22 protein-coding genes and 2 pseudogenes are annotated in these 21,736 nt (G+C 40.1%); 4 read left to right on the top strand and 20 right to left on the bottom strand.

Annotated features, from left to right (window positions below):
* Window positions 1-3: 3 nt before the first annotated feature.
* Window positions 4-1,551 (bottom strand): IS1182 family transposase, encoded by a 1,548-nt coding sequence (locus MED217_RS14830; protein WP_009780326.1) that lies wholly within the window; start codon window positions 1,549-1,551, stop codon window positions 4-6.
* Between the two features lie 255 nt (window positions 1,552-1,806).
* Between MED217_RS14830 and MED217_RS14820 the strand changes: the two genes are divergently transcribed.
* Window positions 1,807-3,011, top strand: a protein-coding gene (locus MED217_RS14820) for an IS3-like element ISLbl1 family transposase (protein WP_154648898.1) whose coding sequence is annotated in 2 segments (ribosomal slippage) — window positions 1,807-2,086 and window positions 2,086-3,011 — 1,206 coding nt in all. Because the reading frame shifts where the segments join, the coding sequence is not laid out codon by codon here.
* 572 nt (window positions 3,012-3,583) lie between these two features.
* Here the strand turns inward: MED217_RS14820 and MED217_RS14810 are convergent.
* The 5 genes from MED217_RS14810 to MED217_RS14795 form a co-directional block, all read right to left on the bottom strand.
* On the bottom strand, window positions 3,584-4,486 hold the full coding sequence (locus tag MED217_RS14810; protein ID WP_009781360.1) for a hypothetical protein: 903 nt from the start codon (window positions 4,484-4,486) through the stop codon (window positions 3,584-3,586).
* A gap of 75 nt (window positions 4,487-4,561) precedes the next feature.
* A complete protein-coding gene (locus tag MED217_RS14805) occupies window positions 4,562-5,341 on the bottom strand; it encodes an HNH endonuclease (RefSeq protein ID WP_009781359.1) in 780 nt (259 codons plus the stop codon).
* Window positions 5,334-5,489 (bottom strand): hypothetical protein, encoded by a 156-nt coding sequence (locus MED217_RS19055; RefSeq protein ID WP_009781358.1) that lies wholly within the window; start codon window positions 5,487-5,489, stop codon window positions 5,334-5,336. The genes MED217_RS14805 and MED217_RS19055 overlap by 8 nt, the downstream gene beginning before the upstream one ends.
* Before the next feature lie 10 nt (window positions 5,490-5,499).
* A complete protein-coding gene (locus MED217_RS14800) occupies window positions 5,500-6,294 on the bottom strand; it encodes a DNA cytosine methyltransferase (RefSeq protein ID WP_009781357.1) in 795 nt (264 codons plus the stop codon).
* Window positions 6,295-6,296: 2 nt separating this feature from the next.
* Window positions 6,297-6,605, bottom strand: coding sequence for a helix-turn-helix domain-containing protein (locus MED217_RS14795; RefSeq protein WP_009781356.1), 309 nt, complete (start codon window positions 6,603-6,605; stop codon window positions 6,297-6,299).
* 328 nt (window positions 6,606-6,933) lie between these two features.
* Between MED217_RS14795 and MED217_RS14790 the strand changes: the two genes are divergently transcribed.
* A complete protein-coding gene (locus MED217_RS14790; protein WP_040532923.1) occupies window positions 6,934-7,335 on the top strand; it encodes an ASCH domain-containing protein in 402 nt (133 codons plus the stop codon).
* Between the two features lie 43 nt (window positions 7,336-7,378).
* Here MED217_RS14790 and MED217_RS14785 read toward each other — a convergent pair.
* A pseudogene (locus MED217_RS14785) lies at window positions 7,379-7,885 on the bottom strand (transposase); the annotation flags it as partial.
* A gap of 59 nt (window positions 7,886-7,944) precedes the next feature.
* On the opposite strand from MED217_RS14785, the gene MED217_RS14775 reads away from it, so the two are divergent.
* Window positions 7,945-9,074, top strand: a protein-coding gene (locus MED217_RS14775; RefSeq protein ID WP_088124387.1) for an IS3-like element ISLbl2 family transposase whose coding sequence is annotated in 2 segments (ribosomal slippage) — window positions 7,945-8,206 and window positions 8,206-9,074 — 1,131 coding nt in all. Because the reading frame shifts where the segments join, the coding sequence is not laid out codon by codon here.
* A gap of 25 nt (window positions 9,075-9,099) precedes the next feature.
* On the opposite strand, the pseudogene MED217_RS14770 reads toward MED217_RS14775, so the two are convergent.
* The 4 genes and pseudogenes from MED217_RS14770 to MED217_RS14750 form a co-directional block, all read right to left on the bottom strand.
* Window positions 9,100-10,146: pseudogene (locus tag MED217_RS14770) on the bottom strand (transposase); the annotation flags it as partial.
* A 163-nt stretch (window positions 10,147-10,309) separates the two neighbouring features.
* Window positions 10,310-10,720, bottom strand: coding sequence for a hypothetical protein (locus MED217_RS14765; RefSeq protein ID WP_009781352.1), 411 nt, complete (start codon window positions 10,718-10,720; stop codon window positions 10,310-10,312).
* 150 nt (window positions 10,721-10,870) lie between these two features.
* On the bottom strand, window positions 10,871-11,578 hold the full coding sequence (locus MED217_RS18850) for a tetratricopeptide repeat protein (RefSeq protein ID WP_230199279.1): 708 nt from the start codon (window positions 11,576-11,578) through the stop codon (window positions 10,871-10,873).
* 232 nt (window positions 11,579-11,810) lie between these two features.
* A complete protein-coding gene (locus MED217_RS14750; RefSeq protein ID WP_009781350.1) occupies window positions 11,811-12,416 on the bottom strand; it encodes a WG repeat-containing protein in 606 nt (201 codons plus the stop codon).
* Between the two features lie 372 nt (window positions 12,417-12,788).
* Here MED217_RS14750 and MED217_RS14745 point away from each other — a divergent pair, with 372 nt between their 5' ends.
* Window positions 12,789-13,415 carry a DUF6266 family protein gene (locus tag MED217_RS14745; protein WP_154648956.1) on the top strand — a complete coding sequence of 209 codons (627 nt, stop codon included), beginning with the start codon at window positions 12,789-12,791 and terminating at the stop codon, window positions 13,413-13,415.
* 18 nt (window positions 13,416-13,433) lie between these two features.
* On the opposite strand, the gene MED217_RS14740 is transcribed toward MED217_RS14745, so the two are convergent.
* From MED217_RS14740 to MED217_RS14700, 9 genes are all read right to left on the bottom strand, one after another.
* Window positions 13,434-14,108 (bottom strand): hypothetical protein, encoded by a 675-nt coding sequence (locus MED217_RS14740; protein WP_040532918.1) that lies wholly within the window; start codon window positions 14,106-14,108, stop codon window positions 13,434-13,436.
* Between the two features lie 58 nt (window positions 14,109-14,166).
* A complete protein-coding gene (locus tag MED217_RS14735) occupies window positions 14,167-15,543 on the bottom strand; it encodes a S41 family peptidase (protein WP_009781347.1) in 1,377 nt (458 codons plus the stop codon).
* Entirely contained in the window at window positions 15,540-16,433 is an 894-nt protein-coding gene (locus tag MED217_RS14730; protein ID WP_009781346.1) for an RluA family pseudouridine synthase, read from the bottom strand. Before MED217_RS14730 ends, MED217_RS14735 begins: the two co-directional genes overlap by 4 nt.
* 159 nt (window positions 16,434-16,592) lie before the next feature.
* Complete coding sequence (locus MED217_RS14725; protein ID WP_009781344.1) at window positions 16,593-16,811, bottom strand: hypothetical protein; 219 nt, start codon at window positions 16,809-16,811, stop codon at window positions 16,593-16,595.
* Window positions 16,812-16,902: 91 nt separating this feature from the next.
* Window positions 16,903-17,433 carry a hypothetical protein gene (locus tag MED217_RS14720; protein ID WP_009781343.1) on the bottom strand — a complete coding sequence of 177 codons (531 nt, stop codon included), beginning with the start codon at window positions 17,431-17,433 and terminating at the stop codon, window positions 16,903-16,905.
* 172 nt (window positions 17,434-17,605) lie between these two features.
* Window positions 17,606-18,793, bottom strand: a complete 1,188-nt coding sequence (locus MED217_RS14715) for an exo-alpha-sialidase (protein ID WP_230199278.1) — start codon at window positions 18,791-18,793, stop codon at window positions 17,606-17,608.
* Window positions 18,794-18,813: 20 nt separating this feature from the next.
* The gene (locus MED217_RS14710; RefSeq protein ID WP_040532916.1) at window positions 18,814-19,269 is read right to left on the bottom strand and encodes a DUF305 domain-containing protein; all 456 of its coding nucleotides are present in this window, start codon (window positions 19,267-19,269) and stop codon (window positions 18,814-18,816) included.
* A 168-nt stretch (window positions 19,270-19,437) separates the two neighbouring features.
* Complete coding sequence (locus MED217_RS14705) at window positions 19,438-20,277, bottom strand: hypothetical protein (RefSeq protein WP_009781340.1); 840 nt, start codon at window positions 20,275-20,277, stop codon at window positions 19,438-19,440.
* Between the two features lie 86 nt (window positions 20,278-20,363).
* Window positions 20,364-21,584, bottom strand: a complete 1,221-nt coding sequence (locus MED217_RS14700) for an alpha/beta hydrolase-fold protein (RefSeq protein WP_154648954.1) — start codon at window positions 21,582-21,584, stop codon at window positions 20,364-20,366.
* Between the last annotated feature and the right edge of the window lie 152 nt (window positions 21,585-21,736).

The raw sequence follows: 21,736 nt of genomic DNA, 5'->3' as shown, positions 1-21,736 counted from the left end.
GTTTTAAAAGTAGTTGAAGTGTATGCGATATCCAACAAAAACTGCATATGAGGTGTTTTGGGTATTTTGGTGATATACTTTAGGTTTGAGCCTCTCTAAGCCCTCTAATAGCTTTAAAACACTTAAAAAACTATGTTTTATCGCTGCCTCAAGAGATACTTTTAGCTTGAACAGTCTTTTAAGATTATAAGCTAGCAGCATAAGACCTAAATCTGCTGAAGCAGCTTGTATTCCTTTTTTGGTCAAGATATGATTAAATCCCCATTGACGCTTTATGGTGCCGTAAGGATGCTCAACTAGTGCTTGCCGCCTTTTGTAGAGTTCACCGCTTTGAGCAATACGTTTGGCATTATCCTGAATGTTCTGGGTGTACTGACTGCGCTGTATTACTTTTCCATTGACTTTTGAAGTGGTACAGTTCTCCCGCACCACACAGGTCTTGCAGGCTTTGGTTTTGTATTGTTTAAAAGTGTAGTTACGTGCTTTGTACTGGGTCCCGTTAGAGGTTAGTGTATGTCCCTGCGGACAGGTATAAGTGTCTGGATCTGAGTTATAGTTAAAATACTCTGCGTTGTATCTGGGGTTTGGTGCCTGACTTTTTCTTCCAATAGCAGGTATGGCAACCAAGGTAGCAATGCCTAAATGATCTGCTGTATGAAACTCACTTCCGGTGTGATACCCTTTGTCATAAAGGGCGGTGAAGTGGGTTGTGCGTAAGATGGTTTTAGCTCTGGCGAGCATACCGCCCATTGCTTTTTTATCATTGGCGTTGGTGAGTTTATAATCGATCAGGATTTTATTTTGAGCATCTACGGTGGTTTGTGCAGTGTAGCATACTTCGGTAACGGTCCCGCGTACAATTTGATGTCTGCTGTCAGGGTCAGAGGTCGATAGTTGCGGATTGGGAGAAGAGGTATCCTGCTCCAGTTGGTTTTTTATCTGCTGGTATTTTACACGTTGAGCTTTACGGGTGTGTATTTGCTGTTGTACTTCTTCTTTGTGATCTCCATCAGCATTAGCCAGTTCCCGGTTATGTTCTTCGAGTTTTTTATCAATGTAATCCAGATGGCGCTGTATCTTCTTTTTGTTGTAGTTATTCTTCTTGCTGTTTTGGGCTCTGAGCTTAGTAGAATCACCGGCGATGAGCGTAGCCCCGATCAGGTTGAAGTTACGTGCGAGTTGCACGCTCTGGCGGAACACGCGCTTAATAGCCTTTGGGTTGTCTTTTCTAAATCGGGCAATAGTATTATGATCAGGCTGTAGGTTTTTGATCAACCAGATGACCTCGATATTGCGCAGGCATTCTTTTTCTAAGATGCGGGAAGAGCGCATCCGGTTCATATAGCCGTAAATGTAAAGCTTCAATAAATCTGCAGGATCATAGGGAGGTCTGCCCTGTGAGGCTTTGGATTGAAAGCCCAGCGCTTGAAGATCTAATAGGTTTACAAATTGATCGATCAGACGAACACTATTATCTTGAGGGATCATATCGTCTAAACAGGTGGTGTACAGGGTAAGTTGCTCGCGGGGTTGTCCTTGTTGATATTCCATTCATGAAATTAATCTTTTTAAATGAAATATCCTAAGTTTTGAGACAGTCTGACGGTCTCGTATAACCGTCAGTTACGGGATTAAAGTTAATGAATTTCGGTTAAAAACTGGCGTTAGCAATTCCGAGTGGATTCGGACGCAGTCGAATCCGCCGTAATTGCGGTTATACATTGTTACCATACGTTTTTATTTTTTCACACGTTTCAAATTCTGGAATTACTACATTAGACTGGACATAGAGTTGAATGAATATTATTGCAAGTTGTTAACTTAGCAATCATGAGACGTAAAGCCAAACATTACACTTTAGAGTTTAAGCAAAAAGCAGTAGAATTAAGTTACGCCAAAGGCAGTGTAGCACAGGTTTGTGAGGACCTGGATATCTTACCTGCTGTTCTTTACCGGTGGCGTAAAGAGCAAAAGAATTATGGTAAAAATAGTTTTCCCGGCCGTGGTAACCCTAAAATGACCGATCAACAAAAAGAGATAGCCCGTTTAAAGAAACAGCTCAAAGAAGCCGAATTAGAACGTGATATCTTAAAAAAGGCGATTGGCATCTTCTCCGCGAGCGACAAGAAAAATACAGGTTCATAAAACAGCATCGTATGAAATTTCCTGTTGAGAAGATGTGCACTATGTTAGCCGTGAGTAAAAGCGGTTATTACCACTGGTTGAAATCTGGTCCTAGCACCCTTTGGAAAGAAAATCAGAAGCTCTCTTCATTAATCAAAGATATATTTGAAGATAGTCACCAAAGCTATGGAGCTCCTAGAATAAAGGCTGAATTGAAAGCTTTGGGCTTTAAGGTATCAAAGCCTCGGGTAGCCCGTATAATGAAGGCAAACTATTTATACGCTAAGAGGAAGCGTAAGTTTAAAGCCACCACCGATAGTAACCATAAATATCCCATAGCACCAAACTTGTTGAACCAATGCTTTAATGTAGCCAGGGCTAATCAAGTATGGGTAAGCGATATTACCTATGTTCAGACCAATCAGGGTTGGAGTTACCTAACAGTGATCATTGATCTATTCAATAGAAAAGTTATAGGATGGGCTTTAAGTGATACCCTAAATACTGAGGATACTGTTATAAAAGCTTGGCAGATGGCTATTAAAAATACCACACTAACACAACCTTTGATATTCCATTCAGACCAAGGTATCCAATATGCCAGCCAAAGATTTACTAATCTACTTAAAAGCTATAATGACCTGGTAAAACAATCGATGAGTAGAAAAGGTAATTGCTGGGACAATGCCGTAGCTGAATCCTTTTTTAAATCTCTGAAAGTAGAATGGGTATATTGGCATAAATACAAGCTTAAATCACAGGCAGAGTTATCTATCTTTCAGTGGATAGAAACCTGGTACAATACCAGAAGAAGACATTCCTACTTAGGAAACAGAACTATTAAAGAATTTGAAATAGATATGTATAATCAAAAACTAGCAGCATAGTCACTCAACTTAAAGTCCAGTTTTTTGTTGCAAGTCCAGTTTTATATTCAGAATCAGAGTGTCATTTTTAATTTTCCATTCTCCTTTTAATTCCGAATAAATTATTTCGTGATAATGGTAGAATTTAGTCCGATGAAAAGTTCCGTTTTCGTAAAGCACTAAACTATCAGAATCGATATAATTCCATTTTATTCCGCTACCAATTTCCGATTTAGTTTTTTCTTTTTTGAAAACATATTCAGAGTGAATTTCCTGTGAAATCACAAAGTTTATCAAAAGACTAAAAATTAATATTAGAACTGTTTTTCTCAAATGTATGGTAACGGTAACGTATAAGAATAGTAGCGGACTTTTACGCACTTACTTTTCGGTTTGTTACTGTCTTTTGGTTTATATATTTCACTTTCATTTTAGCGATTAAACCGCTATTATTTTTATACAATGTTGTAAGTAGTGCTTTTTCCATTCAGATTGGTTTTCAGCGTTCGCAAAGACATACTCTTTTACAGTTTTGGTGATGCGCTGGATTGAGCGACTGTAAATGTGTATGGCTTTTAGCGATGGCAATTCCATCAGAGTATTAATTCCGTTAACATTTTCTTTATATCCAAATGATTTGCTCCTTGAACCGACTTTGAGTTAAAAGCAATTAAGTCAATCCAATCCATAATTTTTTTCTTTTCGGTTGTTTTTATATCCCAATATTCAGCTAATTCAAGTGATGATGTGTTTATCAAAACTTCCAAAACTGAATCGATGTTATCAAAAAGTTTAATGAAAACTCTTGGGATATCTTTATACGTTTTGTTTTTAATCAAATAGTCATCTTTTCCACCTGCTGTAAATAAATCTCTCACATTTGGACAAACAATAGATTCTCTGGTTACAAGCCAAATTATAAGTCGTGCAAATTTGTCACTACGATTACTAAAAACTTCTGGAAAGCAAACCATTGCTCGGTTTTTGATTTGTTGTTTATCAGTCCGACTTAAATTGTTCCAAATATCAATTACAAGATTGGATGCCTGTTCTGTATCTTGAATCCACCATAAATCTTGCCCTGGCTTTAGTTTACTTTTGTAGTATTCGGTAATCGGTTTAATTGGATTTTTCTTTTTGCGAAGCGTATCATAAGGTGTTTTGATTTTGTCAAAAATCGTTTTGCCTTTTTCCAAGTTCATATCGATTAAATATCGTGGCGAATGAGTTACCACAACTTCCGATAAACATTCTTCGTATGCTCTACACTTAAATTCAATCGGTTTGCCGAGTTTGCCAAATAGCATAAAGATTCTCTCTACATCTTCAACTCTTGTTGATTCCATTACGCTATTTCCCGTTGTTTTCCAATGATTTTGAGTTGTAGATTTTACCTCAATACCATAGAATTTTTTAGCGACAATATCTGGAAACTTTTGTCCACCAATTAATTCGATTGAATTTTCGAAAGGTGTTCCGATTGCCAACTCGCTCATTACATCTCTTGTGTAAGGTTCAAGCCTGTTGCCTTTTAGCTTTTCTATTGTAGCTGGTGATTTCTTTGCGTGTAATTACTTTCGGAAAGTAGATTGAAAGTGACTATCCAAAAATGTGGGATTTGGATAAAATTTATCAGGCATAATTATCTTTTGATTTTGATGCCTGCTAAACATTGCAACATAAGTTTCTTCTGAAACAGTTGCTAATTCTTCTGAAATTTTAATTATATAATCTCCTGTAATACCAATATAACCCAGCTCAAAGGCTTTATCGTGAATACTTGAAAGGCATAAACCGTTTTCAGGATTCAGCCTTTCATTTTGATTTTCAGACCACTTCAAAATATGACTTGCTACTAATAGTCCGTCAATATTGAGACCACAGATAGCACAAGAATTGGAATAATTATTTAAGGTTATTTTTCTGAACAATGACTGGTTCACTCGTGTTTTTACCCATCTCTCTTTATCTAAACCCTTTTTGCTCTTTAAAATATCCAAATCAGCATCTTCCCATCCTGAATATTCCTGTTCGATAGTTTTGTTTTTGTATTTAGCAAGAAGAACTTCACTTTGGTAAAGCATTTCGTCCCAATTATCTTGAAATTCTTTATAAATCTCAATTGCATTTTTGCCAGGATTTGCCAATCCTTTTATACCTCGATTTTGGTGATATGGGTCTTGACTGGAAAGATGAACTAATTTATAAGCTACAGCGCCTGGTGTTTTACCAATTAGTTCAGCTAATTTGATGACTTCAGAATTTCTATTGTTGAATTGTCCATAACGAATTTTGGTATACAAATTCATTACAAGCATAAACTCTTCCCTTGTCCAAAGTCTTCTACCCATTTTCTTTTAAGGAAGTTAAAGCCGTTTCAATTTTTTGAATGGTCAATAAGTACTCTTTTTTTAATTCATCAAGTTCAATGCTCTCAAATTCATCATTTAATAATGACAAACTACTTTCCAATGCATCTTGTATTAAATCTAAATCCATTTTTATGTTGTTAAGCTGCGTTAGGGATAGAAGTGGAAAGCCCACAGCGAGGAACGAGCGAGGACTTGTAACAGATAGCCCGACCCGATAGGGTAACGCCCAAATATCCATTATCTCCAATACTCGAAAAATCACTTTGGATGATGTCTTTAACATTAGAGAGATTTACTAAACCTTTTACGTTTTCAGCAACAAATATTTTAGGTTGAGTAATTTCAATTACTTGTTTCATCCACATATAGAGTTTCCCTCGGGTTTCTTCTGTGGCACAAGTTTTTGTGTTAAGTTCTCCCTTGTGGTTTTTGTGAGAGTTGAAACCTTTTCTTTTTCCTGCTACGCTAAAGTCTTGACAAGGAAATCCACCTGTTACAATGTCAATATCTTTAGGAAATACATTTGTGCCACTTTGGTGTAGTTTAACTAAATCCACGATACTGTCCGTTTGAAAATCCTCTGCGTTGTGTCCTCTTTTAGCAAAGTAATGTACCCAAGCGTTTCTTGCGTCTTTGAGAATATCATTCGCAAAAACAGTTTTAAACCGTGTTTTCTTTAGCTCAACAAAGTTGTTTTCAAGTTCCTTTTCGATAAAGTTAGGGCTTAAAATTTCATTAACTGAAGATTTTAAAACAGAAAACTGTCCCTCAAAACCCAAGTCCATTCCACCACAACCCGAAAAAAGCGATAGCATATTTAGAGTGGATTTATCTTTTTCTGTGCTTTCTTTCTTTTTTGGATAAAATTTGACAGCTAATTGAGGTTCCTCAATCACATTTGTATTTTCAATATCTTTTGTAAGTGTTCGCATATTTAGTTCTGGACTGGTTGTGATTTTAAATATTTGATTTTCTTTTCCGCAACTTTTAGAGCTTTGCTTGCACAGTCTTCATCTGCTATTTCGTACGCAATTTTGTCGCTGATATATTGTACTAAAAGTTCATTCTTATCGAGCTCTAAAATTTCAGCGAGTTTTTCCAACATTTCTTTGGTTGGTTTTCGTTCGTTTCGCTCAATTTTGCTCAAAATGGCTTGGTCAATATCGACATAGGCAGATACTTGTCTTAATAGTAATCCAAGTTCTTGTCTTTTGTTTCGTAAAATTTGTCCGATTGTTTCCATTTGAAGATTTTAACTTGACAATAAGTGTCAAATATAGTCTGTCAAATTCTTGCAAACAAATAATTCCGATTGAATTTTCCCGAGCGTTGGCAAGACACAGCTCTTTTAGTTTTTCAGAGTTGGGTTTTGCGTTGGGAAAAACTAAATGTGCTGTTTGTGTGGCTGGATTTTCGCATTACTTACAACGTGTTGTATAAAAATTGAAGCCATAAATAGACCTTTTTGTTGGCGTTAACAAAATGGTATTAATAAACACGCAAAAGCTTTAAAATTAAGCACCTTAACAGGCTTTTGTTTTTATACTTTGTTAGGGTGCGTTATTTTAAAAATGGTACTAGGATTTAAAAAACAATTTGTAGAAAAGATAAAAGCTGGTAGTAAGAAACACACTATTAGAGAGGACAAAAAAAATCGTTGGAAAGTAGGTAATAAAATACATTTTGCTACTGGCATAAGAACAAAAGCCTATAACCAATTTGCCGATGGTGTTTGTACTTTAATTGAACCTTTTGAAGTTAAATACAAATATGAGGATAGAAAAACTACAGCAAATGTGTTTGTGAATAATGAATTATTAGGACAAGCTATTTGGTTTGATTGTAAACTAAAATCTTCTAGTTTTTCTGTAGATATGCTTTCGGCAAATGATGGTTTTACGAGAACCAACGATTTTTTTGATTGGTTTGATAAAGACTTTAAAGGTAAGTTGATACATTGGGATTTGCACTAATGCACCCTAACGGCAGTCTGTCTCAAAACTACCTTTTTATGTTTTAAAAGTAGTTGAAGTGTATGCGATATCCAACAAAAACTGCATATGAGGTGTTTTGGGTATTTTGGTGATATACTTTAGGTTTGAGCCTCTCTAAGCCCTCTAATAGCTTTAAAACACTTAAAAAACTATGTTTTATCGCTGCCTCAAGAGATACTTTTAGCTTGAACAGTCTTTTAAGATTATAAGCTAGCAGCATAAGACCTAAATCTGCTGAAGCAGCTTGTATTCCTTTTTTGGTCAAGATATGATTAAATCCCCATTGACGCTTTATGGTGCCGTAAGGATGCTCAACTAGTGCTTGCCGCCTTTTGTAGAGTTCACCGCTTTGAGCAATACGTTTGGCATTATCCTGAATGTTCTGGGTGTACTGACTGCGCTGTATTACTTTTCCATTGACTTTTGAAGTGGTACAGTTCTCCCGCACCACACAGGTCTTGCAGGCTTTGGTTTTGTATTGTTTAAAAGTGTAGTTACGTGCTTTGTACTGGGTCCCGTTAGAGGTTATGTAAGCTTCCCTTCAAACCGAACTGTTTAGAAGTGTAATAATTCTTAATTTTAAACAGTATGAGACGAAGCAAATTCACACCTACACAGATTGCAAAAATTTTAAAGGAGTTCGACAACGGTAAGAGTGTTGAAGAAATTAGCCGCGAATACGGTGTCAGTACCTCTACCTTTTATAAATGGCGTTCTAAATACGCTGGTATGAGCAGCAAAGAACTTAAGCGTATTAAGGAGCTCGAAGCTGAAAACGCCCGTCTAAAGCAGATGTATGCCTCTTTAGCACTAGACCACCAAATGGCAAAAGAGATTATTGAAAAAAAGCTCTAAAGCCCTGCCGTAAACGCACCATAGCTAAAGAACTTATCCGCTACGGCATCAGTAGGGCGTGCCGAGTGCTTAATATGAGTAAAAGTGTTTATTATTACAAACCTTTACCCAAGGATGATACTCCTATAGAACAAGCTCTTAGAGACAAAGCAGAAGAACATTCAGAAGAGGGTTTCTGGAAAGCCTACTGGCGTATCCGTAACGAAGGAAAGCCTTGGAATCATAAGCGGGTACACAGGGTGTATGTATCTTTAGGGCTTCCTTTAAGAAGAAAAGCAAAGAAGCGCCTGCCCGCGCGTATACAGGAGCCTTTGGAGATTCCTGAAGAATTGAATGATACTTGGAGTATTGATTTCGTAAGCGATGTCCTAGAAAACAAGAGACGTTTTAGATCTTTTAACGTAATAGACGATTTTAATCGAGAGGCACTACATATTGAAGTAGACTTTTCTTTAACCAGTAATCGGGTAGTCTGGGTACTTAATCACCTAATTAACCGACGAGGTAAGCCAAATAGGATCAGGATGGACAATGGTCCTGAATTCATAGCAAACCTAACTGCTGAATGGAGTAAAATGCATGAAATTGAATTTAAATACATACAACCAGGCAAACCTACTCAAAATGCTTTTGTAGAACGCTTTAATGGCTCCTATCGCAGAGGTGTCCTAGATAAATATATCTTTGAAAACATTGATCAGGTAAGGGAACAAACTCAAATATGGATGGAAGATTACAATAAATATCGTCCCCATGACTCACTGGGCAAAATAGCACCAGTGCAATACGCAAAACTCCATTCTCTTGGGGCTAGCCCCAAGAGAATGAAAAACAATAATTTTAAACCAGTTTTGGAAGATTAAGCAGTTCTAGTCTGGGGAAGCTTACAGTTAGTGTATGTCCCTGCGGACAGGTATAAGTGTCTGGATCTGAGTTATAGTTAAAATACTCTGCGTTGTATCTGGGGTTTGGTGCCTGACTTTTTCTTCCAATAGCAGGTATGGCAACCAAGGTAGCAATGCCTAAATGATCTGCTGTATGAAACTCACTTCCGGTGTGATACCCTTTGTCATAAAGGGCGGTGAAGTGGGTTGTGCGTAAGATGGTTTTAGCTCTGGCGAGCATACCGCCCATTGCTTTTTTATCATTGGCGTTGGTGAGTTTATAATCGATCAGGATTTTATTTTGAGCATCTACGGTGGTTTGTGCAGTGTAGCATACTTCGGTAACGGTCCCGCGTACAATTTGATGTCTGCTGTCAGGGTCAGAGGTCGATAGTTGCGGATTGGGAGAAGAGGTATCCTGCTCCAGTTGGTTTTTTATCTGCTGGTATTTTACACGTTGAGCTTTACGGGTGTGTATTTGCTGTTGTACTTCTTCTTTGTGATCTCCATCAGCATTAGCCAGTTCCCGGTTATGTTCTTCGAGTTTTTTATCAATGTAATCCAGATGGCGCTGTATCTTCTTTTTGTTGTAGTTATTCTTCTTGCTGTTTTGGGCTCTGAGCTTAGTAGAATCACCGGCGATGAGCGTAGCCCCGATCAGGTTGAAGTTACGTGCGAGTTGCACGCTCTGGCGGAACACGCGCTTAATAGCCTTTGGGTTGTCTTTTCTAAATCGGGCAATAGTATTATGATCAGGCTGTAGGTTTTTGATCAACCAGATGACCTCGATATTGCGCAGGCATTCTTTTTCTAAGATGCGGGAAGAGCGCATCCGGTTCATATAGCCGTAAATGTAAAGCTTCAATAAATCTGCAGGATCATAGGGAGGTCTGCCCTGTGAGGCTTTGGATTGAAAGCCCAGCGCTTGAAGATCTAATAGGTTTACAAATTGATCGATCAGACGAACACTATTATCTTGAGGGATCATATCGTCTAAACAGGTGGTGTACAGGGTAAGTTGCTCGCGGGGTTGTCCTTGTTGATATTCCATTCATGAAATTAATCTTTTTAAATGAAATATCCTAAGTTTTGAGACAGTCTGACGGTCTCGTATAACCGTCAGTTACGGGTTAGTAAGCGTTAATTTTCGGTTTAGCACAGGTTTTAGCAATTCCGAGTGGATTCGGACGTAGTCGAATCCGCCGTAATTGCGGTTATACATTGTTGGCAAACGTTTTTTTATTCCATTCAACATTCAATTTTTCCAATTCAGCGTTGAATTTATTTAGAGTTTCAGAGTCGATTATTTTAGTGTCAATTTGTATTTCTGATTTGTCCGTTATCAGTATATATTTATTGTCATTTAGAATGATTCTTTTTATTTTGGATAAAGGGATTGACTTTCCGAATATTTTTCGAGTTTTTATAATTCCATCGCGAATAGTTAAATAATATATTTTTTTATCAAATAAGAAATATAAAAAGTATCCTACTGAACAAATCAATGCTAAATAGTCAAAAGTGTTAGGTGATTCTTTCGTAAATCCATATCCAGCGTAGATTCCCCACAGAATCGCTGAAATTAAACTAATAAAATCTCTTTTCTTTTTGTACGGTATTTTCATTTTAAATGTTTGCTAACGTGTTTGTATATGGTTTGTTGCGTGGTTTAAGTACCTAATTTAGCAAATAAAAACCGAATAGAAAATCCGCGAGGATTTTCGTAAGTAGGCTAGAACTAGCAATAAATTATATACGGTGTTGTAAAACGTTTTTTATAATTCAGCTTTGTATAGATTTTCCATATTTTTTAATGGTCTACCCAATAATTTTTCAGCTTCTTTCTGTCCATTAGCCTTTTGGTCTGAAGTCAGTTTCGTTTCTAATTCTTCGATTTCTTTTACAATCTGTTGTTGTTTAATATAAGAGAAGTCTTTTTTAAATTCATTAAATATCAAAAACCATTGATAACTTTTAAATAAGTCTTTTTCCAATTCTCCTCCATCTCTATACATTTGTGCGAGTTGTAAACGAACAGAAGTTATATATCCGCTTTTTGTTAAATTTTCTGGATTTTCTAATTTTCCAAGACGAGTTGCCCATTCCAACATTTTATCCATATTTTTTTCAACTCCCATTCCAGAATAGTAACAATTAATCACATTCCACATACAAGTTCCGTCTCCATTTTCAGCACATTTTAAACCAAATTCAAAAGCTTTGTTATAGTCTTGTTTAACTCCATCTCCATTTCCATAAGCCATCATCATTTGGTAAAGTCCATCATTAAATCCCTGTTCAGCAGATTTTGAGAACCAATAAATTCCTTTTTCAATATTTTGTTCGATTCCAGTACCAGCTCTATAGCAATAACCCAAATTATATTGAGATTCAGCATTTCCCAATTCCGCTGCTTGTTTTAAAATCGGAACTGCTTTTGCGAATTCTTGAGTTTCTATTAGCTTTTTTGCTTGTTCATTCAATTCCGATGCATTTTGTCCAAATGCAGTTAAGCAAATTAAAGTCAGAAATAGGAAGGTTAAATTTTTGTTCATTCGTTTTTCGTAAATGTTTTACAACGTGTTTGGCTATGGTTTCGTTGCGTGAAAATTCGGTAGAATTTTCCGCCGTAGCGACTAATATAGCAAATTTGCGTGGAATTTTCGGTTGAAAATTCCGTAGCAATGAACTATAGCCGGTGTTGGCAATAGTATTTTAATTTCCATTCCAATTAATTCGGCGTCTTAATTCGTTAAAGTCAAAATCTCCAATCTGTATAATATTCCCATTTTTATCTATATATCCAATTTTTTCACATTCATATCTAACTCCTGGGTGTTCACCTTTATTTTCGTCGTTCTTAATTTTGACACATTCGGATTGAAATATTGCAAATCCATTGTCAAATTCTGTTACTCGTTTAAATTGTGGTTTGATTATAATTTCTCCAAGAGAGTTTGCAAATCCAATTTTATTATTTTCACCTACAATTCGAATTCGATTTTCTTTTAAATAGTCAGGAAATGGTTCTCCTTGCAATCTATTATAAACCTGAAATAAGTAATTTTCATTAATGTCAATTGCACTCCAACCGCCTTTTCCTTTTATTTCAAAAATTGCAAAATGGTTAAATTTATTCTGAAGTGTATTTAAATACTTTGAGCTATCTAATTTTAAAATTGTATCACCGTCTTTAATAATTGAATAAACTTCTCTATTTCCATTCCATTTTTTTCCAATCTTATATTCATATTTTTCTTGAGAAAAAGTTGAAATTTTAGAAAGTAATATCAGAATTAAAATTATTCTTTTTAGGTCCATTTTTTACATATTATTGCCAACTTGTTATATCAGCACAAATATAGTTGATTATCAGAGTCCCTGTCGGGATATCAACACTTTTTATTGCTCTTTTTCATTTTCTGTTATTGGCAAAATCACGCCGTAAAACCCAGCGCTAAAACAGGTTAAAGCACTGGGTTTTGTACGCAATTCCTGCGTGCTTTAACCATTATTCATCCATAGTTTATCCGTTGTTTTACCATTAAACCCCAGTGTTTATGGGCAAACAATGCTTAATTAACGGATAATCAATGATTAAAGGGCGAACAAAATCAAATGAATATTAGGTTATTTCCTAATTTGCATTTAGCTTAGTTACCTGATAATCAATAAATTAAAACTATTATGGGAATGATGTCAAATAACGGTGGAGGAATGTGGTCCGGGCTGGTTGGTCCGGTAGTATTCGTACAAGACAAAAATGGGAAAACTATTGTGCGTAGCAAGCCGGTTTACAAGAAGAAGAAACTTACCCCTAAGCGACAGGAAAGCTGTGATCGGTTTACACGTGGTGGTGATTTTATTAAACCGATATATCCGTTTTTAAAAACGAGTTTTACCGATTGGCTTGAAATGAAAACTGCTAGGGATGCTGTACGCAGTTATACACTTACATATGCGGTGAAACAAGAGCAGGGGAAGCCGGTGATCGACTATCCTAAATTCCTGATCAGTACCGGGAAGCGAAGAGCTTACCATCCTGTACAACAGCAACGGGAGCATACCGAAGTATTTCTGGAATGGCAGCCCGATAGCACGCAAGCCTTTGCGCATGCTGACGATCTGCTGAGTGTGATGGGCTATGTGCCACAAACCGGCGCGTATGTGTTTTTTGAAGCCTGCGCGACACGTGCTGCCGCACAGGTAGCATTAGAACTTCCGGAAGCGCTCGCAGCGGCGCCGGTACATTTCTGGGCAACCTTCAGCACTCCTACAGGCGATAGCTATGCTTACAGCACCTATTTAGGGCTGTTGTAAGCTTTCGGGAAGCCGGGGCTAGCCTTGCATACGCTTGAGCAATTGTTTGATATAGGCTTTACGCACCATAAGATCCTCTAGCGAGGCTTCATAAGTCTGCGTAGCGCTCAATTTTGGGAAGCTGAGTTTGCCTTTGGCCAGCGAGTTACTCACTAAGAGATTGCCATAATTAAAGGCGAGAATCAGCTGCTGCAAACCGTCCTTGGGTTGGGGTTTAAAGCCTAAACGGGCTGCGGTGCGTTGATTCACGATATAGCTCGTCCAGCGGAGGGTAAGCGGTGCTTCCTGCTGCTCATAGGTTGCTATAAGATGCAAAAGCCCTTCTAAGTAGTGTTGTAGAATAAATGCAGTCCGCGCTTTGCCCGACGCTTTAAAGTCTAAAACATAGACATAGTCAAACAAGGTGCCGCCGTGCAGGTTAAGCACGCCGTCTTTAGGTGCTTCGGCCAATAGGAAAACGGAATGATAGCTCAGCTTTCCGGCTTTGACCATTCCGGGGACGTCTACAAAGGGAGCCAGAAGTGTGATGAGTATAAAACAGATCAAAATACCCACAAACAAGAGGTGCAACCACCAGAAGAGAAGAAAAGCCAATATGCCAAGTATAACGGTAATGCCTATGGCATATAACATATAGCGGTTTTGTTCGGCTGAAGTTTTAGCGAAATAGGGGTGTTGAAACGTGTTGCGCATAACAAAGGATCACTTGCCCGCAAAACTCGTACTTTCCTGTGAATTGCAAAATGAGCGATCAGCTTTTCGACAAGTGCTTCAAAAGTTGGTTTAAGATCTCGTCTTCTTCATCCAGCAAATGATCACGAATAAACAGATCGGGGAGTACCCCTTCGGCGCGCTCACTTCCATTTACACGTACGATATAGCCTTTGGCAATTTGTACTTCAATACCGGTAATGGGTAAGGTATACCGAAACACAGACGCATATAAACTGGGATAATCTGCGGTTTCTTCGCCTACCAGGGTAGCCAACTTATAGTCTTGAAGCTGTGCTGCCGTCACTGCGGCCTGCGAATAGGATTGCCGGTTGATGAGTGCATACACCTTGCCGGTATACCGCAAGTGTTCCGGTTGGGGTGATGTAGGCTCAAAACGATAGGCGTATTGCGTGCCGTTAGGGCGGTTGAGTGCCCGCTTCCAAAAGGCAGCAGTCGTGTCTTGCTTGGCCCTGATGTGTGCTTTAAGCGCTTCGCTCGTTTTTAGCCGGAAGCTGGAATTCCATTGAAACGGCTGCCGGGCAAGATAGCCTACCAGATAGTCGCTAAAGGCATCATCCCCTCCGGGATTGTTTCTCAGGTCGATGATAAGGTTTGCACTTTTGCGCGTGTTGATCGCTGTAAAGGCCGAATCGATAAAGCTTTTATATTCTTCAAGCGCACCACTAAAAGCGCCCGGACTCAAATACGCAGCCTGCTCATAGAACTGCAGCTTTTGTGTGCTGTTGATCACTTCGTTTCTACGCATTTCATAAGCTTCTATCGCGGGTATAGCAGCTAAAGTGTAGGTTTTGGGATGACCGTCTTCCTGCAGCGTTACGCTGAAGTTTTCCTGTGTACCAAAGACTTGCCAGTAATAGCGCGGGAAAGAAAATCCTTCTAAAAACGCATTGCTAAAATAGGGACGTTCGGCAGCGATCTGGGGGCGTATGCGGGAGACGATCTCGGTTATGGGCTGCCCATTGATGCGTAGCAGCCGTGTTCCGGGGTGAATTTCAGCTTCTGTAGACCAATTCTTTCTTACATACACCGTATCGGCTTCAAAGGCAAGCTCCAGCGGGAAAACCGTACCGCCTTCTTGTGCATAAGCGATGTAGGACGGGGCAGGGAAATCAATAAGCGTGTGTCCGTTCTTCAATAAGGCGGGAAGCTGTTGCAGCAGGTTTGTGGTTTCTAAAAGGCTTAGAGAATCCTGCGTGATCTTGTTGTATACATCTTGATACCCTGCTTCAAAAGCTTCTGGAGTGGTATAGGCAAAGGCATTATAGTGCGCGTCGATCAGCGTTTTTTTAAGTGTGTTCAGTTCTTCTCTGACCTCTTGTTTGCTGAAATAGGTTTGACCAAAACTCAAGCTGGTCATTAAAAGGCCTAAGGTCAAAAGCAATTGATGTTTCATTTCAGAGGTTTTTTAAAAGATGAGGTGTCGGTATTTTCGTTTCCTGAAGCAGTGTCGCGCAATTCAAGCATGTCTTTGTTGCTATTGGGGAACAATTTTAAAAATTTCTGCGGAAGTGGTGCCGTAATTGCGACGGGTTGCAGTTTTTGCGGGTGATTAAACCGAAGACTGAAGGCGTGCAGATACATGCCTTTTCCCTGAAGCAGAAGTTCTTTGGGGCAATAGTCCCGATCGCCTAAGATGGGATGGCCTATTCCGGCGAGATGTTTACGCAGCTGATGCCGCCGTCCGGTTTGAGGTTGCAGGCGCACAAGATTGAGTTGTTCAAAACGTGGCGAAGCTACCGAAGCCACAAGGGTATACACAGAAACGGCTGCTTTACCGTCAACAGGTGTATTGATGGTTCCTGACGCGGGCATCACGCCAAGGGTCACCGCATAATAGGTTTTGGTAATTGCTTTGTCTTCAAAAAGTTGGTTCAGCTGTCGGATGCTTTCGCGGGTTTTACCTACTAAAACGGCTCCGGTAGTTGCATAATCCAGACGGTGTGCCGGTTGTGGCGTGCAGGCATCGGGTGCGCTGCTTGCATTTAGATTTTGCGGTAGCGCGCGTGCCACCGTTTTAAAACTGTTGCCACTGACTAAGATACCGGCAGGTTTGTGTACCACGGCTAGAAATTCATCTTCATACAGCACATCTAAGACTAACCGAAGCTTTTTCTGATTATTCGGTTGTTGCGGTATGCGCAAGCTAAGCTGTTCACCACCTTTGATCCAGGTAGCCGTACTCGCCGGCCTACCGTCAATGCTTAGGTAGCCTTTCTTCAGCAATTTCTTCAATGCCGACTTGGTAGCAGCAGCTTTAAAAATGCCTACGCCGTATTCTTGCAACCGCAAGGGCTTTTCCTGAGGAGGGACGCTATGGGTTTCGGTGGTACTGATACTTTGCTTTTAAAAGAAGAGATTATAAAAGAAGCTGGAGTTTATGCGGCTTTTTTTCCGCTTAAAAACGGCTAAGGATTTTTTCATAGTAGTTTTCGCTTTAGGAACTTAAAAAGAAACTACTGCTGCAGTACGTAAAAGATAAAGCACGGCAAAAGTGCCTAAGCTTCCCACAACCAATGTGCCTTGCCAGTAAAACACACGAGGCGTCCACGTGTTCCACGCTTTTTTACCGTATGCTTTTTTAAAATGTGGGTGCGTAGTACAATAAAAGGCAGCGCTGATCACTACAAAAAGTAAGCAAGCAAGAAGGTAAAAGCTGTTCATAGTACGACTTTTAAGATTGATAGCTCAAGATAGGATTTTTAAAAAGATCTCTAGCTGTTGTGTTTAATCCATAAAATAGTGCAGCTAAGGACTAGCGTATTCCGGGTAATCCTTTAAGCTTCAAATCGGCATATACTTCCTGAACCCCATGATAGCTTTTGCCAAAGTCTATAGCTATGGTGTAGGTAATATTATAGGGTTTTAAAACAGCATCTACTTTGGCCTTGTTCCTTTTTGCGCTAGCTAAATTTTGGCGGTGTTTGTGTAGTGTGCCTATAGCCATACCTAGTGGAGCTAAGCCTATTGCCATTATGGTGAGCGGTACCGTTGAAATAAACCCTTGGTCGTAAACATAAACCCCAAAGAGGTAGCCACCGGCGATCACTGCCAGACCAATACTTAAAAAAGCAAAAAAGTAAACGTAGGTGAGTAGCTGTTGTTTCTGGAGTTTCGTGTAGTGGATGTTCACTTCTTTAAGTCGGTCTTCAAACTTCTGGTTCAATGTGATTTTTGAGCAGGTATTGCTGAATTCCGGCTTACGTGCGGTTAACGCACAGGTTGTTCCCTGAGCCAAACTTTTTTCTTGGTGGTCGCATAAATTGCAATGAAAAGAAGGATGCATCTGCTAAGCGGTGTTTTGATCGTTAAATAGGTCTGTGGAAGATACTCTTTTTCGCTTAGTAAACCTTGAAGTACACCTCGTGTATATCAATTCATGGATTAGCAAGGCTTAAGCATCCAATACGCCTGCCTCAATAAAACCTTCAGGAGATCTCGAAATGAAGCTTGTGTTTCTAGCGATTACCATCGCTGATTGCACCGAGATGGCTTATCGGGATACGCGTAAGCTGTACATCTTCTTTGTTGGTAGCATAGCCCACATACAGGTGCTCTTGCCAAAGCACACTTTTGGGGTAGCTGTAGCCGGCGCGTTTGTACTTGCCGGGCACGCGTAAGGCTTGCAGGTCATTACCGCCACTGCGCAGTCTAAACGCTCTGTCGAAGAAAAACCCGTCATCGCTTAAGGTGATCACCAGCGGAAAGCGGCGTTTGCTGCCGGTGGGGTTGTTGACCATAAAGGCGGTGCCGTCGGGTAAATTCCCTGCGCTTTGTTTGGCTCGGGAATCGGGGGTGTTGATGAGTACGGGTGTAGACCATGTAACCCCCTGATCTTTGCTAAGGGAAGCCAATTTTTTAAACGAACTTTCCTGATCCCGAAATACCATTACCACAGCATCGTCGCTTCGGGAAAACCAGGAAGGTTCGATGCCGCGGCTCATCGTGGGGCTGCTGCCGGGCATTGGGGGTAGTGCTCCTGCGGTCCAGCCGCTTACCCCAAGGGGATCATCGGTATAATACGGGGTGCATTGCAGTCCCGGTTGCAGGTGAAAAGCAGTAAGCAAGCGACCACTTGGTAAAGCGCGTACATCTTGCTCGATGATGCCTAATACCGGCTGCCCGTAGGCTTCTGTTACCGGTCGTTCTTCTGTCCACTGTATACCGTCTGTAGAACTTCGGTAAACGGTATGGCCTTGCTTGGGATCTTTTTCAGCATCCTGCCATACATTGATATATGCGATCAAGGTCGTACCGTCACTATACCAGCCGCCGCTGGTTTTTATGCCGTGCTCTCCCATTGAGGTTAGTGGTTTTGGAGTGTCCCAATGCTGCCCGTCACTACTGCTGCTGTACATAACCTGAGTGTCTGGGCCGTCCTCATCTTTAGACGAACTCTGCCACTGCGCGTACAATTTGTCTTTAAACGGAAACAGAACCACCCCGTGATTGTAGGTGTTCTGCGTTGCTTTGGGAGCAAAGAGCGTAAAGGTTTCCGCTCCGGGAGCTTCATCTAAGCCTAAGGTATTGGGCTTGTCCAGATTAAAAAGCGGCGCAACACGAAAAGGGGCTGCGGTTTCTTGAGCTACTGAAGAAAACATCAGAACACTTAATAGGCTAAACACGAGGAATAAAAGTCTGTACATAAGGTGGCAGGTGGTTTAAATCATTCCTGTTCTGCTTCAAGTCTTTTGATCATTTGTTTCATCTCCTTGATCTCTTTCTTTTGCGCCTTGATGATTTCATCTGCCAGTTGACGTACTTCAGGATCTTTGATCTCAGCACGGGTACTGGTCAAAATAGCGATCGAGTGATGAGGGATCATGGCCTTCATCCAGCGTACATCTTCAATGGGCGTTTGAGTGCGTACCAAGGTGGTGGAGACTCCCATCAATAGCAGGCTTCCGCCTATAATTCCTATATTTTTGGCTTTGTTGGTATACATTCCCCGCATAAAAAAGAACATAACCAGCGCCATACCTCCAATCCCTATAAAAGTCATATACATACGCGTCCAACTGAAAAAAATATGACTCAGCTCATAGGTGTTGAAATACATGGTGATGTACATCGATAGCGCAGAGCAAAATAGCATCAAGACAAATTTGGTATAGTTTTTCATAGATGAAAATTTAAGGGTTAGTTGATTTTCTTAAAGTTAGATAATGCGCAAAAGATGAGATGAGTCCCGGTATTTAATTAGGAAGAGTTTAGCGTGTTTATTGGGATTCTTAACAAATCCCTAAGGTTTTGCAAGATTTGCCAGACAGAATTTAGGGATGTTCTACAATTAATAGGCATACCTTTTAAAGAATTGTTCGGCATCCTTAAGCTCTTGCAGGTTTAGAATATAGCATACTTCGACTAAGTCTGAAAAATCGACTCCGCCTTTGGCGATCGCTGCGTTGTTGTGCCGTCCTTCCTTCCCGTTGTACTGTGCCGAAAGTTTAAAAGCCAACTCCCAGAGCTTTTCAAGTTCGCGGTTCTTTAAGGTCAGGTTTAAAGGATTCACCTGGGCATCCCGCAAACCCGGCGAACCGTTACCTGTAGCGTTGCCGTCCGGGATCTTACGATAATCGGTAGTCGCTTTGACGTAAGTGAGGGCTTCGGGTGACGTTTTACGTTCATTCCAGTCGCTGTGTTGTACGATATGAATGCGCTTATGGGAATCAAGTTGAGGTACTTTTTGCAGTACTGCTTTGACCAGCGCTGCCGAAAAATCAGATTGCCCGGCCTCGGCGATCCAGAGGTCGCCATCTTGTTGTAAGGTTTCCAGCAACATAGGGAGTAGCTTCTCGATAGCCTGAGCAAAACCGTTGTGCGCGTCCGTCCATCGCGTGCCATAGGCCTGTTGCATCAGTGTGTTTGGCGGTACATAAAGCCCATCCTGAATGCCATAGGTTCCGGCGACGCCGTGATAGTTCAGCTGTTCCAGATCGGGGTGGGATAAGAGGGTAGCAAACCCGGCGATCGAGTGCAAATCATCCACATCGGTCTTACAATCGTAAAATAGCAGCAGCAGGTCTTTCTCGATAGTAAAGTCCGTTGGTTCTAAGTTGGAAGCTTCTTGCGCATAAGCGGTTGTACAAACGACCAAAAATGTGATACACAGGATAAGAATAGATTGCATAGGCTGTTTTTTGATGGACCTATAAATTAAGCATATTCTTTAGGATAAGCGTGGGATTTGTGGGTAAATGATTGGTTTTTAGAGTGCTATTTCTTTTGGTTGGCGATCTTTTGGTTGATGTTATCCAGGTCAATTTGATAGAAAGTCCATTCGGGATCTCCTGTTGCCAAGACGAGTTCTAAGGCTTTTTCATAGTGTTCTTTAGCCTTAAGCAAATCATCCATTTCTTCATACGCCATACCTAAAGTCGAGTGGGCATCAAAAGAATTAGGGTGTGCTTTTACATTTTCTGTAAATACTTCTACGGCGTACGGTTTGTACTCCTCAATTTTTATGAATTTATACCCTAAGTCGATTAACGCATATTCATTGGTGACCTCAAAACCATACTGTTCAGAGAGTTGGTCAAAATAGGCTAAGGTTTTTGTAAGCGCCTGTTGCGGTCCGCCTTGAGCTTTAATGGCTTCGGGAGTACTGGGCACTTCGTACTGGGTAGGTTCAAAAATATAGCGAAGCCCAAAAAAGGTAGATGGCAGACCGAGGGATCCGTGAGATTCTAAGGGCATAGACTCGTATTTGTAGCGTATGTTGGCATCCTTATGCGCATTGCTATAGTTGGCAAACTCACCGTTCAATTTGTAAATATTCCCGCGCATGGTACCGCCATTTTCTGTAGCTAAAGACACGTAGTAGGAGGTGTTTTTAAGTGGAGCAGGATCAGGGAATACATCTTCTAAAGCTTGTTCTATGGTTTTGTTTGTGTACCACAAACTCGGACTGATGATCACGTGACTGCTAAAAAGTTCCGGTTTTTGGAAAATAGTATAGACGCTAAAAAGTCCGCCTAAAGAGTGTCCTTCTAAAATACGATATGGGGAAGCTCTATAGTTTTTTTCAATATGCGGAATGAGTTCTTTTTCGATAAAAGATAAAAAGGCATCTGCTCCAGCGGTTGTTCCTAATCTTTTTTGATGATATTCTCCTATTTCTGAAGCGTCAGGGGTAAGGTCTCGAGCTCTGTTCGTATTGCGTATGCCTACAATGATCAAGTCGGGAATCTTTCGGTTAAGTATCAGATATTCTACCGTGCCCACTACGTGTTTAAAATTGTAGTAGCTGTCTAACAGGTATAATACGGGATAAGTCTTTTTTGTAGTGTCGTAATTTTGTGGTAAGTGAATGTCCAGTTTACGCTCTTCTTGCATGAGTTCAGAGTATAGGCTTTCGGTGTGGCCAATGCTGATATCGTTTTGTGCGGTTGCTGTAATGCCAAAAAACATAAGAACTAGAAGGAAAGAACATCTCATAAAGGAAGGTATAGTTTATAACGTAATTCCTTTAAAGCTAAGGTTTCTAAAGTAGAAGAGGTTTGTATTATACTTAAAGTTTAATACAGCGTGTTTTGGAATAGAGCTTGAAAAGCATTTACTTTAAATTAACTAATAAAAAAAGCGACAGC

Origin of the sequence: Leeuwenhoekiella blandensis MED217 (assembly GCF_000152985.1) — a bacterium.
GTDB classification, from domain to species: domain Bacteria; phylum Bacteroidota; class Bacteroidia; order Flavobacteriales; family Flavobacteriaceae; genus Leeuwenhoekiella; species Leeuwenhoekiella blandensis.
The sequence above is the reverse complement of the archived record's forward strand: the minus strand, read 5'-3'. Positions and strand labels throughout refer to the sequence as shown.